Genomic DNA, 15273 nt, shown 5'->3' with positions numbered 1-15273 from the left:
CTAAATGAAAAACATGCATTCTAATTACAAAGTCTTAATTATAGATGATGACGCAGAAGTTCGGCGCTCTTTAGTGCATTTATTTGAGCGAGCCAAGTGGCAGGTTAGCGAGTTGTCCAACGCCCTTAACGGTGTTAAAAAAATTATCAGTATCAATCCAGATATTGTCATTTCAGACGTAAAAATGCCTAATGTCAGTGGTTTACAGCTATTCGAAGAAACCCTTGCCAGTGAATCCTGTCCACCATTTATCTTTGTCTCAGCCCATGCTGATGTGGCTATGGCAGTGAAGGCTATGCAGCAGGGTGCCTATAGTTTTTTGGAAAAGCCCTTTGACCCAAAGCGTCTGTTGATGGCAGCCCAAAATGCAGCCAAACAATGTCGCTTACAGCGTCAAAATCATCAATTGCATGCGCAAATAGCGGCGCTTTCTGGCTTAGATCAATTGTTGGTAGGTAATAGTCCTGCGCTCGTTAAAGTGAGGGGTGAATTGCACCAATATGCCCAAATATTAGCTCCTGTAATGCTGCATGGAGAGACGGGTTCGGGAAAAGAATTGGCGGCACGTGCGTTACACAACTTATCACAACACTCATCTCAACCCTTCGTCACGGTAGATTGTTCAGTGATGGCGATGGATCACTTTGGTGCCATGATGTTTGGTTCGTCTACCCAAGAAACCTGTTACCTGCAGGCGGCTGAGGGTGGTACATTGTTTTTAGATGAGCCCAGCGCCCTGTCTAATAAGCAGCAAGCTGCGCTATTAAGGGTGGTCGATACGGGTCAGTATCACCCGTCCGACTCTATTGCTGTTAAACACGCTAACGTACGCATAGTTTCAGCCACCAACGGCAGTGTAGAGCAACAAATTGTTAGTGGTCAATTGCGTGAAGATTTGGCCTTTAGGCTTAATAATTTCGCCATTACTATGCCTAGTTTGCGTGATTTTAGTGATGACATTTACATGCTGTTTAACTATTTTAGTGAACACTATTTTCGCCTTTATGGCACCCCCATAGTGCCCCTTGATACCGAAGACATTAGCAGTATTATGGCGCATACATGGCCTGGTAATGTGAGAGAGCTAAAGCATCTGGCAGAACGCCGTGTAGTGCGCAGCCAGCAAGGTGATAGTTCTGTCTCGTTAGCCATGAGACAAGTTGAAGGCAACCACAATAATGCTAATAAATCTATGTTGAGGCCGGCGGTAGCGGCCTTTGAGCGAGCGCTTATTGCCCAGTCCCTGATTGACCATGAAGGTAAAATGGAAGTGGTTGCAGAAAGCCTTGGTATTGGTCGGCGCACTTTGAATGAAAAGATGGTTAAGCTAGACTTGGACAAATCTAGCTTTTTATAACTCGGCGGAATTCCGCAGGCAAGTTCTATTATAATTAGCAATTTTCTTCCTAGCCAAAAGTTCTACCCACCCAGTAAACTGACGCCACAAAAATAATCAAACTTAATTAAAGAGAACTAATATGTTTAATAAAGCAATTAAGACGGGTATCTGCGCAGCGGTGGCGTTAGCTGTTTCTGGCGAAGTATTAGCTGAGCAATGGGATGTGTCTTTGTGGGGCAAGCGACGCGCATTCACTGAGCATGTAGAAAAATTAGCAGAACTTGTTAGTGCAAAAACTAATGGTGATTTCACCCTTAATATTTCCTATGGTGGCTTGTCAAAGAACAAAGAAAACTTAGATGGCATTGCGATTGGTGCCTTCCAAATGGCGCAGTTTTGCGCAGGTTACCACCGTGATAAAAACCCATCCATCACTGTACTTGAGCTACCTTTTTTGGGTGTTAACTCACTTGAACAAGAAAGAGCGATTTCCCAAGCTGTGTATCAACATCCGGCCGTACAAAAAGACTTGGCCCGCTGGAATGCAACCTTGTTGATGCCTTCGCCGTTACCTCAGTACAATATTGTGGGTGTGGGTGAGGCACCTCAAACATTGAATGACTATGCTGGCCTTAGTGTGCGCGCTACTGGCGGTATAGGTAAGGCTATGGCGGCAGTGGGCGCAGTGCCTACCTCTATGTCGGCATCTGAAGTACGTCAGGCATTGGATAGTGGTGTAGTTAAGGCGGTAGCTTTTGCGCCTCATGCGCACATGTCATTTGGCACTGTTGAGGCCGGCAAATGGTGGACGACTAACTTGAACCCTGGTACTGTAAATTGCCCTGTAGTGGTTAATTCAGACGCACTAGCAGACTTGTCCGACGCTCATCGCGCCGCTTTGTTAGGTTCCGTTGATGAATCCTTAGATCACTATATTGCAACCTATAATGGTAAAACTATGAATGCCTGGGGCCCAACCCTAGAAGCAAAAGGTATTCAGTCAATCTCCTATACTAATGCAGAACTTGATGCCTTTAAGGCTAAAGTTGCAGGCCCTGCAGCGGCTTCTTGGATCGCTGATAATACGGCCAAAGGGCTTCCAGCCCAAGAGTTGTATGACCTTGTTACGGGTTTAATTGCTAAGTAGGCCCATCTCACTAATAGCCTACGTCTGCCCCTAGGGGTAGGCATGGCTTGGAGGTTGTATGGCAGGTGTAGGTCAAGTACTTGAAGATGGCTCAGTTCTGAGCCGCATAGACCAACAGTTACATAAGTTAGAATCAACATTAGCCCTTGTTAGTGGCTTAGCTATATTTAGCCTCATGCTTTTAGCTGTGGTGTCAGTGGCAGGCCGGCATTTTTTTAATATGCCACTACCAGGGTATGTGGATTGGATCGAACAAGCCATGCCCCTTATTGCATTTATGGGTATCGCCTACACCCAACGCAATGGTGGCCATATTCGCATGGACATGTTGGTGGCTCAGCTTAATGGCAGAGCTTTATGGTTGTTTGAATGGCTTACCAGTTTGTGTGTTCTAGCGTTAATATGTTTGCTTATTTGGGGTTCTTGGTCACATTTTTCTCGTAGTTTTGACTTTGCTTCGCCTTGGTGGAGCCGAGACAGTTCCATGGATATCTCCCTACCACTTTGGCCTGCTAAGCTAATGGTGCCACTGGCGTTTTCAGTGTTGGCATTGCGTATGGTGATTCAATTGTGGGGGTTTGGCGTTGCTTTTGTAACCAACGCAACTGTGCCTGTGGCGGTGCCATTGGTGCTAGATGCAGCTACGCAGGCAGCCGCAGAATCGCAATATATTTTGGCTGATGAAGAGGTTCAGCGTCCATGACTAGTATTGAAATTGGTATTGTTGTATCCCTGTGTATGCTGGTTATGGTTGTCATTGGTATGCGAGTTGCCTTCGCTGCCGCATTAGCTGGCTTAGTAGGCTTAGTGTGGATTTTTTGGGCCAAAAAAGGCTTTGATCCAAGTGCTTTTTGGTGGGCTTTAGGTGTGGCTACGAAAACGGCAGGTCAAGTTCCTCACTCAAAAATATCGGCCCAAGCCTTATCTTTAATTCCTACTTTTATACTTATTGGTTATCTTGCCTACCATGCAGGTCTAACCAAAGCGTTGTTTGAAGCTGCAAAGCGCTGGGTGGGCTGGTTGCCAGGTGGCATGGCCGTGGCTACTATTTTTTCTACTGCAGGTTTTGCTGCTGTGTCAGGTGCTTCGGTGGCAACGTCTGCCGTGTTTGCACGGATCGCAATACCTGAAATGCTTAAGGTTGGCTACGATAAACGCTTTGCTGCAGGTGTGGTTGCTGCGGGAGGCACTTTGGCCTCTTTAATTCCGCCTTCAGCCATTCTTGTGGTTTATGCCATTATTGTTGAGCAAGATGTGGGTAAGTTGCTCCTGGCTGGCTTTGTGCCTGGGGCGTTTTCAGCCCTCATTTATGCGGGCTTAATTGTGGGTATAGCGGTGCTTAAGCCTGGCTTTGGCCCATCGGTTTCAGGTTATACCTGGGGTGAGCGCTTTAGATCCTTGCCTCCAGCCCTGCCTATTGTGGCGGTAGTGGCTATCATTATTTTATTTGTTTACAACCCCTTTGGTGACGCCATTGGCACACCCACTGAGGGTGGTGCACTGGGTGCTTTTGTAGTGTTCTGTATTGCCTTAATTAATGGCATGCGCTGGCCTGCCTTAAAGGAAGCGTTGCTGGAATCGGCTAAGCTTGCGGTGATGATTTTCACCATCATTTGGGGGGTACTTATTTTTGTCAGATTTTTGGGCTTCGCAGGTTTGCCCACGGCTTTTTCTGAGTGGATTGTTTCCCTTGACCAAAGCCCTATGTTGACCCTGGTATTTATCCTTTTAGCTTATGCTGTATTGGGTATGTTTATGGATGCCATTGGTATGTTATTACTGACCTTGCCGGTAGTTTATCCGGCCGTGATGGCACTTAATGGTGGCGAGTCTGTCAGTGCGGCTGACAGTGTGTTCGGTATGTCAGGGCCCATGTGTGCAATCTGGTTTGGTATTCTGGTGGTTAAAATGGCTGAGTTTTGTTTAATTACTCCACCCATAGGCCTTAACTGCTTCGTTGTTGCCGGGGTACGTGATGACTTGTCGGTGCAAGATGTATTTAAAGGTGTGACACCATTCTTTATTGCAGATGCCTTTACCATTGCCCTGCTAGTGTCTTTTCCTGCCATTGTATTATGGCTGCCGCGCATGGCTGGCGGCTAGCCTTAGGTGCTCAGGTGGGGCTAACATGCAGCTGTACCCTGGTTTATTGCTAGCGTGTTAGGTCTAGCTATAAGCAAGGGGATGTTACTCGTGGTGACGCAATCTATAGATTAAGCCACAGCCTAAAAACATGATGCCGCAGGAAATGATAATACTTAATTGGTAGCTGCCAGACCATTGAGATAAAACACCAGCGGCTGCTGGAGCCGCCATCTGAGCCACGCCATAGGATAACGTCATCTTACCCATCATTTTTGCAGGGCGAGTAGGGAAGTATCGTCCCGCCATGGTAAGGACAAGGCTTACAATGCCAATAAAGGTGCCGCCAAATAAGCCAGCACCTATAAAGGTCCAGATTAAACCTGGGCTTAAAATGGGGATAAGCATACCGGTGAACTGTAGAACAAAAGCTAACAGTAAGGCGTTTAAATTGCCAAGCTTACGGGCTACTAGGTCCCAAATAATGCACGCTGGAGCAGCCGCTAGGCCAATGATCATAAAGGTTACTGAGCCATATTCATGGTCTCCAGTAATTTGATTTACATGGGCAACGATGAACGTGGTAATAACAGCGTAACCCACGCCTGCACAAAAATAGGCCAACATAAACGTCTGCAGAAACTGCTGTGATGGTGGCCTGTCAACCATTTTTTCACCACCCACGTTATAGCCACTCGTATTGGGTTTAGGCAACCAAAACCACGCAGGGATCGCTAATAAACAGCCTAATGCGGTGAACCAAAACCAATGTTGCTGCCAACTGATCTGACCTGCAACTAGGTAAACAAAAAGAGCTGTGAAAAAGATTCCAGAACCCATGCCAATAAAGTGAATGCCTAACTCTGAACGTAATTGATGACGCAGCAACCAATGCATTACCAAGCCTGATCCTAGCAATAATCCAGCTGCACTACTTAAGCCTGAAAAAAACCTTAATAATCCCCATAACCAAAAGTTTTGAGTTAGCCCTAAGCCTACAGTGGTGGCCAAAGCAACCAATAAGCCTAGCCGGTAAAGGCGATCTTTTTTGGCCAAATCACTAATGTTTGCTGCAATCAACGCACCACAAAAATAGCCAGCATAATTAAAAGCTGCTAACCAGCCACCTTGAGCAACGCCAAGGCCTGCGTGTTGTTGCATCAGGGGAAGCATCGGGGTGTAGGCAAACCGAGCGATGCCAATCATTAAAATAAGGCTAGCAATGCCAGCACTCAACACTTTAACACGTTGAACATTGTGCAGCAGCGGGGCAGAAGCAGTATTGGGCATGAGTGGCCTGTGTGCGCGTAAAAGGCGATGGCCCCTATTATGGCGAGGCCTTGCATACAATACAATCTAGACATTAAGCTAACAGGACTTTTGCATCGTCTTCGGCTAAACTTTCGCTGCGTGGTTTTACGCGCAACCTTACCCGTGAAATGGAGATATATTATGGAAGATACAACACAAAACAGACCATATAGAGCAAACTGTAATAGCGTCTTAAACGGCATGGGGTTTAATTTATTCGTGGGCAGCATGCCAAAAAATGTGGGGTTCTCAAAGCATGCCGTCTAGCGCTGGGTTAACTAAGTCCCGCGGGCAGGTTGTATTTTCAGGATTTTTCTTCGCATATTTTTGTTGTTTTGGTTTAGTGTTGCCATTTCTGCCGTATTGGATGGTAAGCCGAGGTTTAGATGCCCAAGAGGCGGCACTAATTCTTAGCTCTGCATTTGTGAGTAAAGTGTTTTTTGGATTGGGTGTGGGTATCTTGGCAGACGTCACTGGCCATAAAAAACGCTGGATATTACTCTTGTCAGTACTGGCTTTTTTTGGGTTTAGTTTGTTCGTACAGTTTGAAACCTTTTGGCCCATGCTCACCGTTTGGTTTGTGGTAGGCGCTTTGCAAACTACCCAAGTGCCCATGGTAGACGGGTTAGCAATAGCTGCTGCTCGGCTTGGGAAGCTTAATTACAGTAGTGCGCGCTTATGGGGCTCTGTTGCTTTTATTGCGTCCTCTACCTTAAGTGGGCTTTACATTGCAGCATACAGTATTGATGCTTACCCAAAATTACTTTTGGTGCTGGCGGCTATTGTTATTGTTTTTGCTCTATCTTTGCCAGATATCCGCCCACAATTTAAAGCAAGCCGTAAACTAGCGTTTTTGGAGTTGTTTAAACTACCTGGGTTTATAGCTATAGTTGCTGTTGGCTCTTTATTACAGGCTAGCCATGGAGCCTTGTATACCATTGGAACCTTGCACTGGCTTGAGGCGGGTATAAGTGAATCAATCATCGGTCTCCTTTGGGCACAAAGTGTAGCTGCAGAAGTAGTGCTGTTTGCCATTGGTATATGGCTGTTAAGTAAAGTGGGTGTTAAAGGCTTGCTGTGGATGGCAGTCATTGCAGGCGTTGTGCGTTGGCTTACATTGGGATGGTCGAGCAATGTAAGCGTACTTTTTACTGTGCAAATACTGCACGCCTTTACCTTTGCTGCAACTCACTTAGCGATCACTCAATACATTACCCAAAAAGTACCAGACCAATTAACAGCCTCTGCCCAAACCTTTTATGATGCTCTTGCTCTGGGTGCATTAATGGGTATGAGTATGACGTTAGTGGGGGGGTTGTATGAACATATTAATGCGCAAGTCTTTTGGGCTATGGCATGTTTATCCCTTTGTGCAGGCGTTGTGCTAAAGCGCTATGCAAAATTAATTTAACCCCACAGAGTAATTATTATGACTTTAGACCCGCTTTATGAAACGTTAACTTTTGTCCATTTAAGTACTATTGGGCCTGCGTTTCTAATTGCTAGTTACATGATGGTGACGAAAAAAGGCTCGGGGCAGCACAAATATTTAGGTCGTATTTACATGGTATTAATGCTATTTACTGCCGTGGTTACTTTATTTATGTCGGCTCAAGTTGGCCCTAAGCTGTTTGATCACTTTGGGCCTATTCACCTGCTTAGTGTGTTGGTGCTTTATTCGGTACCATCAGCCTACTTTGCCATCAAGTGTGGCAATATAAAAAAGCACAAGCGCACCATGATAGCGCTATATGTTGGCGGCATGTTAGTTGCGGGGGGGGTTTACCTTAGTGCGTGGGCGCTTTCTTGGCGACCTAGTCTTCGGTTAAGTTAGGCCGCCGCATAAAACCTATGTAAATGAAGATAACAGTTCATCAATTTGGCCCACCTGGGGGTAGTGCCCAAATTGAAATGCATCACTTTTATAGCCGCCACCCTGTAAGTGGCTAATCGGATACACGATCTGGTTTATGAATGATAAGAATAATGTTAAATTTTAAGATGATTGCTTCTATCTTTTTTAAGGTATTCAGTTATGTCCTCTAATGATCCCTTGTTACAGCCCTTCAAGCTAAAGCACTTGACCCTTAAAAATCGTATTATGATGACCTCTCATGAGCCAGCTTACCCAGAAAACGGCATGCCTAAAGAACGTTACCTTGCGTATCACTTAGAACGTGCTAAAGCGGGAGTTGCACTCACTATGACAGCGGGGTCAGCCACTGTTTCTAGGGATAGCCCGCCAGTATTCAACAATATATTGGCGTATAAGGATGAAGTTGTGCCTTTTTTAAGAGACATGGCAGACGCCTGCCATGAGCACGGTTGTGCAGTAATGTTGCAATTAACCCACCTGGGTCGGCGTACAGGTTGGAATAAAGGTGATTGGCTGCCTGCTGTGTCTCCGTCACACCACCGCGAAGCAGCTCACCGTGCTTTCCCTAAAAAATTAGAAGGTTGGGACATTGACCGTATTATTAGTGATTATGCTGATGCCGCTGAGCGCATGTATGCTGCAGGCTTAGATGGTATCGAACTGCAAGCATATGGGCACTTAATGGATCAGTTTTGGTCGCCCTTAACCAATACTCTAGAAGCACCTTACGGTGGCTCATTAAACAACCGAATCCGGTTCACCTTAGAAGTGCTGCAAGCCATTCGTGACCGGGTAGGAGAAAAGTTTATTGTCGGCGTTCGTTACACAGCAGATGAGGCTTATGCCGGGGGAATTAATCCAAGTGAAGGTATTGAGATTTCTAAAATTCTACGAGATACCGGTCATGTAGACTTTCTCAATGTCATTCGTGGGCGCATTAATACTGATGCGGCCCTCACAGATGTCATTCCGATTATGGGTATGAAAAACTCTCATCACCTAGACTTTGCGGGTGCCGTGCGTGAGGCAACGGGCTTCCCCGTGTTTCATGGCGCTAAAATACCTGATGTTGCCACAGCACGCCACGCCATTGCCGACGGTAAGCTAGATATGGTGGGCATGACTCGAGCGCATATGGCAGACCCTCACTTGGTACGCAAAATCATGCAAGGTAAAGAGGTGGACATACGTCCTTGTGTGGGCGCTAATTATTGCTTAGATCGTATTTACCAAGCAGGTGATGCCTTGTGCATTCACAATGCAGCTACAGGGCGAGAGCTCACCATGCCCCATGATATCGCCAAGGCTGATGTGCGTAAAAAAGTGGTCATCATTGGCGCAGGGCCAGGTGGTTTAGAGGCGGCTCGGGTTGCGGCTGAAAGAGGTCACCAAGTGGTCGTATTAGAGGCAGCAGCTGAGCCTGGTGGGCAGATACGCCTTACCGCACAAACGCCAAGGCGTGCAGAAATGATGGAGATTATTAATTGGCGTATGGCGCAATGCCAGGCCAAAAAAGTTGAGTTTCACTTCAACACTTGGGCCCAGGCGAGTGATGTTAAGGCACTTAATCCAGATGTGGTTATTGTTGCTACCGGCGGTATGCCTGATACTGATGTGCTGGCTTCGGGTAACGAACTTGCAGTGTCCAGCTGGGACATTCTTTCTGGCGATGCTAAGTTTGGTAAAAATGTACTTATTTTCGATGACGCTGGTGATCACCCAGCATTGCAGGCTGCAGAGCTGCTAGCTAACAGCGGTGCTAAGGTAGAAATTATGACACCTGATCGAAGCTTCTCACCTGATGTTATGGCAATGAACTTAGTACCCTATATGCGCAGTTTACAAGATAAAGATGTGACCTTTACTGTGACCTATCGAGTAGCGAGTGCGCGGCGCATTGTCGATCAAATTGAACTAACCTTAAGTAGTGATTATGGCAGCATTAACAAAACTCGATTGGTGGACCAGCTTGTAATTAATCATGGCACTTTGCCTTTGGATGGTCTCTATTTTGACTTAAAGCACGGTGCGTCTAACCAAGGGGAGCTAGATCATAGGGCTTTCATTAAGGGATTGCCTCAAACTCAGGTTCGTAACCCCGGGGGGAGTTATCAGCTATTCCGTATTGGTGATGCCGTTGCTGCACGTAATACCCATGCTGCTATCTATGATGGCTTGCGCCTCGCTAAAGACATTTAACGTGAGTTTATAAGGGTTTAATTCGCCTTATAAATTAAGCCACTATAGACCAAAAGCTAATGCCCTTAGCATAATTTCAGCGTATGGTTATTGGCCTGTTATGACAAAAATTTACCAGAGTAAGCTAAACATGCAAGCGCTACTAATCAACAAGGACGCAGCAGGATACACCGCTCAATTGGGCCAGATTAAAGAGGCACAATTACCTCAAGGGGATGTGTTAATTAAGGTGGACTACTCCACCCTGAATTATAAAGATAGCCTAGCTATTACTGGTGCATCCCCCGTAGTGCGCAGCTTTCCAATGGTACCTGGAATAGACCTTGCAGGCACGGTGGAGAAGAGTGATCACGCAGATTTTAAAGCTGGAGATAAGGTTGTACTGAATGGCTTTGGAGTAGGTGAGGGGCATTGGGGTGGGCTAGCTCAAATGGCTCGGGTAAAAGGGGATTGGCTAGTGCCACTGCCCAGCGCCTTTACGTCCAAACAAGCCATGGCTATTGGCACGGCGGGCTACACGGCAATGCTGTGTGTTATGGCTTTAGAGCAGCATGGTGTGACGCCAGACAAAGGTGAGGTATTAGTGACGGGTGCTGCAGGTGGTGTGGGTAGCGTTGCAATTAGCTTACTGGCTAAACTGGGGTACACTGTAGTGGCCTCTAGTGGCCGAGTTGAAGAAACAGATTATTTAATGAGTTTAGGCGCCAGCAAAGTGATGGACCGCAATGAACTTAGTGAAAAAGGTAGGCCTTTAGCTAAAGAGCGCTGGGCTGGCGCGATAGATGTTGCAGGCAGCCACACCTTGGCTAATATTTGTGCATCGATGAAGTATGGAGGCACTGTTGCTGCGTGTGGTTTGGCCCAAGGGTATGACCTGCCAGCCACAGTAATGCCTTTTATTTTACGCGGTGTTATCTTAGCTGGTGTAGACAGTGTCTACCGCCCTAAGGCTGACCGTGTTGCTGCTTGGGCCCGCCTAGCAAAAGATTTAAACCCCACACACCTAGACGCCATGATGACGGAGATTACCCTATCTCAAGCCTTAGATACTGCCCAAGGCCAAATTGATGGCCGCACTCGGGGCCGATTTGTGGTTAATGTAAACGCCTAACATTTATGTTTAAGCCGTGGCTATTGAGACACGTTAGCTTTGCAGGGCGTGTTTTTTTAATCAGCAGGTCTTAGATTTAAAGGGGCGGCTTTAAAGCTCGGGTTGGGTGGCAAGTTCATCTAGTAGATGAAAAATATCAGCTCGTCCAATTGGGGGGTTGAAATATTAGACGGTCGTCTATATAGTAGCGATATGAGTAATGTAACCCCCATAAAGCAGTCACGCGGGCGCCCGAGCAAAAGTGCCAAGCAGACTGATGAAAATCGCCAGCGGTTAACCGCGGTTGGTGTCGCCTTGCTAACCAAAAAAGGCTTTGGAGCAACAGGGCTAGATGAAGTCACTGCAAAAGCGGGCTTACCTAAGGGCTCATTTTATGCTTACTTTGACAGTAAAGAAGCATTTGGGCTGGTTCTAATTGATGCCTATGCCGATTTTTTCAATAAAATGTTGGACTTCGCTTTCCTTAACGAATCGCATACCCCACTTGAGCGACTAAATAACTTTATTATGTCAGCACGCAATAATATGGCCAAATATGATTTTAATCGTGGCTGTTTAGTGGGTAACTTAGGCATTGAAATATATGCCTTGCCAGGAGTTTTTCGGCAACGGTTAGTGGATGTTTTTTGTGAATGGCAGAGTAAAACTGAAACCTGTTTGTTAGCAGCTCAGGCCTTAGGTGAAATACCGGCAGACATTAATTGTGCAGCCAAAGCTGAACTATTCTGGATTGGCTGGGAAGGCGCTATTCTGCGGGCTAAGCTGGAGCGGCGTGCTGCTCCCATTGATATTTTTAAAACAGACTTTTTAGAAAACTTAACACGATGAGTTAGTTTTTTTTAATTAGTTATTAGTCGAATGGCTAATAATTATGAAAAATTTAATATTTTTATTTATTATCTTGTTGACTAATAAGCATAATATTTTTATTATTTTTTTATTATTTTTTTATTATTTATTAGTCATATGGCTAATAATTATTTAGTTTTACGGTTTAAGGAACAGTAATATGACAGGTGCAAATAAGGCTTCAGATCAGAAAGCCGTTACAGTGATTGGTAACTATATAGCAGGTAAGCACTGTAAAGCTTCAGGTCTAGCCGGGCATGAGGTGTTTAACCCAGCTACTGGAAAGGTCTGTGCACATGTAACCTATTCAACCGTTGATGATGTGAATCAGGCAGTGGCTAAGGCCCGTGAGGCTTTTTTAACTTGGTCAGAAGTTCCTCCCATTATCCGTGCCCGAAAAATGAACCGCTTGCTAAACTTAATGCAAGATCACAAGGAAGACCTCGCATCAGCTATTACCACAGAACATGGCAAAGTGTTTTCTGATGCGATGGGTGAAGTTGAACGGGGCATCGATATTGTTGAGTTTGCGTGTGGCATTCCTCAGCTGTTAAAAGGCGACTTTTCGGACCAAGTGTCTACCAATATGGACAACTGGACCATGCGCCAGCCCCTTGGTGTGGTCGCTGGAGTGACGCCGTTTAACTTTCCCGTCATGGTTCCTGCTTGGATGTTTCCGGTAGCCATTGCGTGTGGTAACACTTTTATTCTTAAGCCATCACCCACTGATCCTACTCCGTCGTTGTTGATGGCCGATCTTATACAAGCTGCTGGTTTTCCTGATGGTGTGTTCAATGTTTTGCAGGGTGATAAGTTGGCTGTAGAAGCACTACTTGATCACCCAGACGTTGAGGCGCTTTCATTTGTTGGATCTACTCCCATAGCTAATGCGGTATACCAGCGCGGTGCTGCCAATGGTAAGCGCATACAAGCACTGGGTGGCGCAAAGAACCATATGGTAGTCATGCCAGATGCGGATATATCAAAGGCAGTTGATGGTCTTATGGGCGCCGCTTTTGGGTCTGCAGGAGAGCGATGCATGGCTATTTCAGTTGCGGTACTTGTGGCTGACGCCGCTGATAAAGTGATGCCTTTGTTGACTCAGCGTGCGCAAAAGCTCTGCATTGGCTCAGGAATGGCGCCAGAAAGTGAAATGGGGCCAATTATTAGTGATGCGGCCCGTCAGCGCATAAGTGGTTACATTGATACAGGCGTTGAAGAAGGTGCTCAATTGCTAGTCGATGGCCGTAATCATTCTGTGCCTGGGTTTGAAGGAGGGTTCTTTTTAGGAGCCACCCTATTTGACCACGTTAAATCGACTATGAAAATTTACCAAGAAGAGATATTTGGCCCAGTATTGTGCTGTGTTCGAGTTGATACAGTAGAACAGGCCATCGCGCTTATTAATTCCCATCGTTTTGGCAACGGTGTTTCCTGCTATACCCGCAGTGGTGGTGTAGCCCGATTATTTAATCGCACCATACAGGTTGGAATGGTAGGTATTAATGTACCTATTCCTGTGCCTATGGCTTGGCAGGGATTTGGTGGTTGGAAGAAAAGCTTATTTGGTGACATGCATGCCTATGGAGAAGAGGGAGTACGTTTTTACACCCGCCAAAAGTCAATAATGCAACGTTGGCCTGAAGATATGGCAGATGGTGCAGAATTTGCTATGCCAGTGGCCAAATAATGAATCAAAAATTTGATTACATTATTGTTGGAGCTGGCACTGCCGGTGCGCTCTTAGCTAATCGCCTAAGCGCTGACAGCTCCAAGCGTGTGCTTTTGTTAGAGGCTGGAGGTAAGGATAATTACCACTGGATTCATATTCCTGTGGGATACCTTTACTGCATAGGCAATCCGCGAACTGATTGGTTGTTTAAAACTGAACCAGAATCAGGTTTAAATGGTCGCTCCTTGCTATACCCGCGCGGGAAAACGCTAGGTGGGTGTTCCTCTATTAATGGCATGATCTACATGCGTGGTCAGGCCAGAGATTATGATCAGTGGGCAGAACTAACTGGGGACTCTGATTGGTCTTGGGCGGCCAGTTTAGAGGACTTTAAGGCCCATGAGGACCACTATCGCCTGGATGATAGTGCCAACAGCCTTGACCCAAAAATACAAGAACGTGCTCGTTTGCATGGTTCTGGTGGCGAATGGAGAGTGGAAAAGCAGCGGTTGCGTTGGGAAATACTAGAAGCCTATGCCAAAGCGGCAACTCAGACAGGGATTCCTGAAACTGATGACTTTAACGGTGGCGATAATACTGGAGCTGGCTATTTTGACGTTAATCAGCGCTCAGGCTGGCGTTGGAATACCTCAAAGGCGTTCCTTAGGCCGGTTAAAAAGCGTTCCAATTTAGAAATATGGACTCACGCTCACGTTACTAAGTTAAATCTTTCTAAGGATGCAGATGGTCAAAAAAGATGCACTTCTGTAGAAATCAGGGTGAAGGGTCAAAACCTTACTGTGGAGGCTGGATTGGAGGTGCTACTGAGCGCTGGTGCTATTGGCAGCCCTCATATTTTGCAGTTGTCTGGAATTGGGTGCCCCGAGCACCTAGCCAGTGTAGGTGTTGAAGTTGAGCACGAACTAAAAGGTGTTGGGCGTAATCTGCAGGATCACTTGCAGATTCGCACTGTATACGGAGTTGAAGGTGTAAAAACCCTCAATAAAATGGCTTCTACTTTACTGGGCAAAGCAGCTTTTGCCATTGAGTATGCCCTCAAGCGCACTGGCCCTATGAGTATGGCGCCTTCTCAATTGGGAATATTTACCAAGAGTGACCCTGCCCTCAAACATGCAAATTTAGAATTTCATGTACAGCCTCTAAGCTTAGAAGCCTTTGGTCAGCCACTGCATGATTTTCCAGCCATTACTGCCAGTGTTTGTAATCTTAACCCTACCAGCCGAGGCACGGTATTACTCAAATCGGCTGATCCTTTTCAAGCGCCCGCTATTTCACCTAACTACTTAGCCACAGAAGAAGACCGTAAAGTGGCCGCCGACAGTATGCGAGTGGTACGTGGCATTGCCCAACAGCAGGCTTTAGCACAGTACAACCCGAAAGAAATAAAGCCTGGAGCCCAGTTCCAAACCGACGAAGAGTTAGCGCAGGTAGCTGGTGATATTGCGTCCACCATCTTTCACCCAGTGGGAACCACTAAAATGGGCCAGAAAAATGACCCACTAGCAGTAGTTGATAGCCACTTAAGGGTTTATGGCATTCGAGGCCTCAGGGTCGTGGATGCTGGGGTCATGCCGACCATTACTAGTGGTAACACAAACAGCCCAACTTTGATGATTGCCGAAAAGGCTGCCCGTTGGATTTTGCAGGATAATTAACTTAAAAGTAG

General features: G+C 46.2%; 12 protein-coding genes. 11 read left to right on the top strand and 1 reads right to left on the bottom strand.

Features of this window, described 5'->3' with window-relative positions; translation table 11 throughout:
* Window positions 1-13: 13 nt before the first annotated feature.
* From ABXT60_RS09530 to ABXT60_RS09515, 4 genes are all read left to right on the top strand, one after another.
* Complete coding sequence (locus ABXT60_RS09530; RefSeq protein WP_443629914.1) at window positions 14-1357, top strand: sigma-54-dependent transcriptional regulator; 1344 nt, start codon at window positions 14-16, stop codon at window positions 1355-1357.
* Window positions 1358-1478: 121 nt separating this feature from the next.
* Window positions 1479-2486, top strand: a complete 1008-nt coding sequence (locus tag ABXT60_RS09525; RefSeq protein ID WP_443629913.1) for a C4-dicarboxylate TRAP transporter substrate-binding protein — start codon at window positions 1479-1481, stop codon at window positions 2484-2486.
* Window positions 2487-2544: 58 nt separating this feature from the next.
* Window positions 2545-3189: a TRAP transporter small permease subunit gene (locus ABXT60_RS09520; RefSeq protein WP_443629912.1), complete on the top strand. Its 645-nt coding sequence runs from the start codon at window positions 2545-2547 to the stop codon at window positions 3187-3189.
* Window positions 3186-4589, top strand: coding sequence for a TRAP transporter large permease (locus tag ABXT60_RS09515; protein ID WP_443629911.1), 1404 nt, complete (start codon window positions 3186-3188; stop codon window positions 4587-4589). Before ABXT60_RS09520 ends, ABXT60_RS09515 begins: the two co-directional genes overlap by 4 nt.
* Before the next feature lie 84 nt (window positions 4590-4673).
* On the opposite strand, the gene ABXT60_RS09510 is transcribed toward ABXT60_RS09515, so the two are convergent.
* Window positions 4674-5858, bottom strand: coding sequence for a YbfB/YjiJ family MFS transporter (locus ABXT60_RS09510; RefSeq protein ID WP_443629910.1), 1185 nt, complete (start codon window positions 5856-5858; stop codon window positions 4674-4676).
* Window positions 5859-6135: 277 nt separating this feature from the next.
* Between ABXT60_RS09510 and ABXT60_RS09505 the strand changes: the two genes are divergently transcribed.
* From ABXT60_RS09505 to ABXT60_RS09475, 7 genes are all read left to right on the top strand, one after another.
* Window positions 6136-7290, top strand: coding sequence for an MFS transporter (locus tag ABXT60_RS09505; RefSeq protein ID WP_443629909.1), 1155 nt, complete (start codon window positions 6136-6138; stop codon window positions 7288-7290).
* 18 nt (window positions 7291-7308) lie between these two features.
* Window positions 7309-7713, top strand: coding sequence for a DUF2306 domain-containing protein (locus ABXT60_RS09500; RefSeq protein WP_443629908.1), 405 nt, complete (start codon window positions 7309-7311; stop codon window positions 7711-7713).
* 201 nt (window positions 7714-7914) lie between these two features.
* Window positions 7915-9954, top strand: a complete 2040-nt coding sequence (locus ABXT60_RS09495; protein WP_443629907.1) for an oxidoreductase — start codon at window positions 7915-7917, stop codon at window positions 9952-9954.
* Between the two features lie 100 nt (window positions 9955-10054).
* Window positions 10055-11065 carry an acrylyl-CoA reductase (NADPH) gene (gene acuI / locus ABXT60_RS09490; RefSeq protein ID WP_443629906.1) on the top strand — a complete coding sequence of 337 codons (1011 nt, stop codon included), beginning with the start codon at window positions 10055-10057 and terminating at the stop codon, window positions 11063-11065.
* A gap of 192 nt (window positions 11066-11257) precedes the next feature.
* Window positions 11258-11893: an acrylate utilization transcriptional regulator AcuR gene (acuR, locus tag ABXT60_RS09485; protein ID WP_443629905.1), complete on the top strand. Its 636-nt coding sequence runs from the start codon at window positions 11258-11260 to the stop codon at window positions 11891-11893.
* 181 nt (window positions 11894-12074) lie between these two features.
* Window positions 12075-13604, top strand: a complete 1530-nt coding sequence (locus ABXT60_RS09480; protein ID WP_443629904.1) for a CoA-acylating methylmalonate-semialdehyde dehydrogenase — start codon at window positions 12075-12077, stop codon at window positions 13602-13604.
* Window positions 13604-15262, top strand: a complete 1659-nt coding sequence (locus tag ABXT60_RS09475) for a GMC family oxidoreductase (protein WP_443629903.1) — start codon at window positions 13604-13606, stop codon at window positions 15260-15262. The genes ABXT60_RS09480 and ABXT60_RS09475 overlap by 1 nt, the downstream gene beginning before the upstream one ends.
* The last annotated feature ends 11 nt before the right edge of the window (window positions 15263-15273 follow it).

This window comes from Candidatus Njordibacter sp. Uisw_056 (genome assembly GCF_047730085.1).
Taxonomy (GTDB): domain Bacteria; phylum Pseudomonadota; class Gammaproteobacteria; order Pseudomonadales; family Balneatricaceae; genus Njordibacter.
The sequence above is the reverse complement of the archived record's forward strand: the minus strand, read 5'-3'. Positions and strand labels throughout refer to the sequence as shown.

Excerpts from the sequence above, each read along its gene's own strand:
- ABXT60_RS09530 (WP_443629914.1), top strand. The coding sequence starts at position 14 with ATGCATTCTAATTACAAAGTCTTAATTATAGATGATGACGCAGAAGTT.
- ABXT60_RS09525 (WP_443629913.1), top strand. The coding sequence starts at position 1,479 with ATGTTTAATAAAGCAATTAAGACGGGTATCTGCGCAGCGGTGGCGTTA.
- ABXT60_RS09520 (WP_443629912.1), top strand. The coding sequence starts at position 2,545 with ATGGCAGGTGTAGGTCAAGTACTTGAAGATGGCTCAGTTCTGAGCCGC.
- ABXT60_RS09515 (WP_443629911.1), top strand. The coding sequence starts at position 3,186 with ATGACTAGTATTGAAATTGGTATTGTTGTATCCCTGTGTATGCTGGTT.
- ABXT60_RS09510 (WP_443629910.1), bottom strand. The coding sequence starts at position 5,858 with ATGCCCAATACTGCTTCTGCCCCGCTGCTGCACAATGTTCAACGTGTT.
- ABXT60_RS09505 (WP_443629909.1), top strand. The coding sequence starts at position 6,136 with ATGCCGTCTAGCGCTGGGTTAACTAAGTCCCGCGGGCAGGTTGTATTT.
- ABXT60_RS09500 (WP_443629908.1), top strand. The coding sequence starts at position 7,309 with ATGACTTTAGACCCGCTTTATGAAACGTTAACTTTTGTCCATTTAAGT.
- ABXT60_RS09495 (WP_443629907.1), top strand. The coding sequence starts at position 7,915 with ATGTCCTCTAATGATCCCTTGTTACAGCCCTTCAAGCTAAAGCACTTG.
- acuI (WP_443629906.1), top strand. The coding sequence starts at position 10,055 with ATGACAAAAATTTACCAGAGTAAGCTAAACATGCAAGCGCTACTAATC.
- acuR (WP_443629905.1), top strand. The coding sequence starts at position 11,258 with ATGAGTAATGTAACCCCCATAAAGCAGTCACGCGGGCGCCCGAGCAAA.
- ABXT60_RS09480 (WP_443629904.1), top strand. The coding sequence starts at position 12,075 with ATGACAGGTGCAAATAAGGCTTCAGATCAGAAAGCCGTTACAGTGATT.
- ABXT60_RS09475 (WP_443629903.1), top strand. The coding sequence starts at position 13,604 with ATGAATCAAAAATTTGATTACATTATTGTTGGAGCTGGCACTGCCGGT.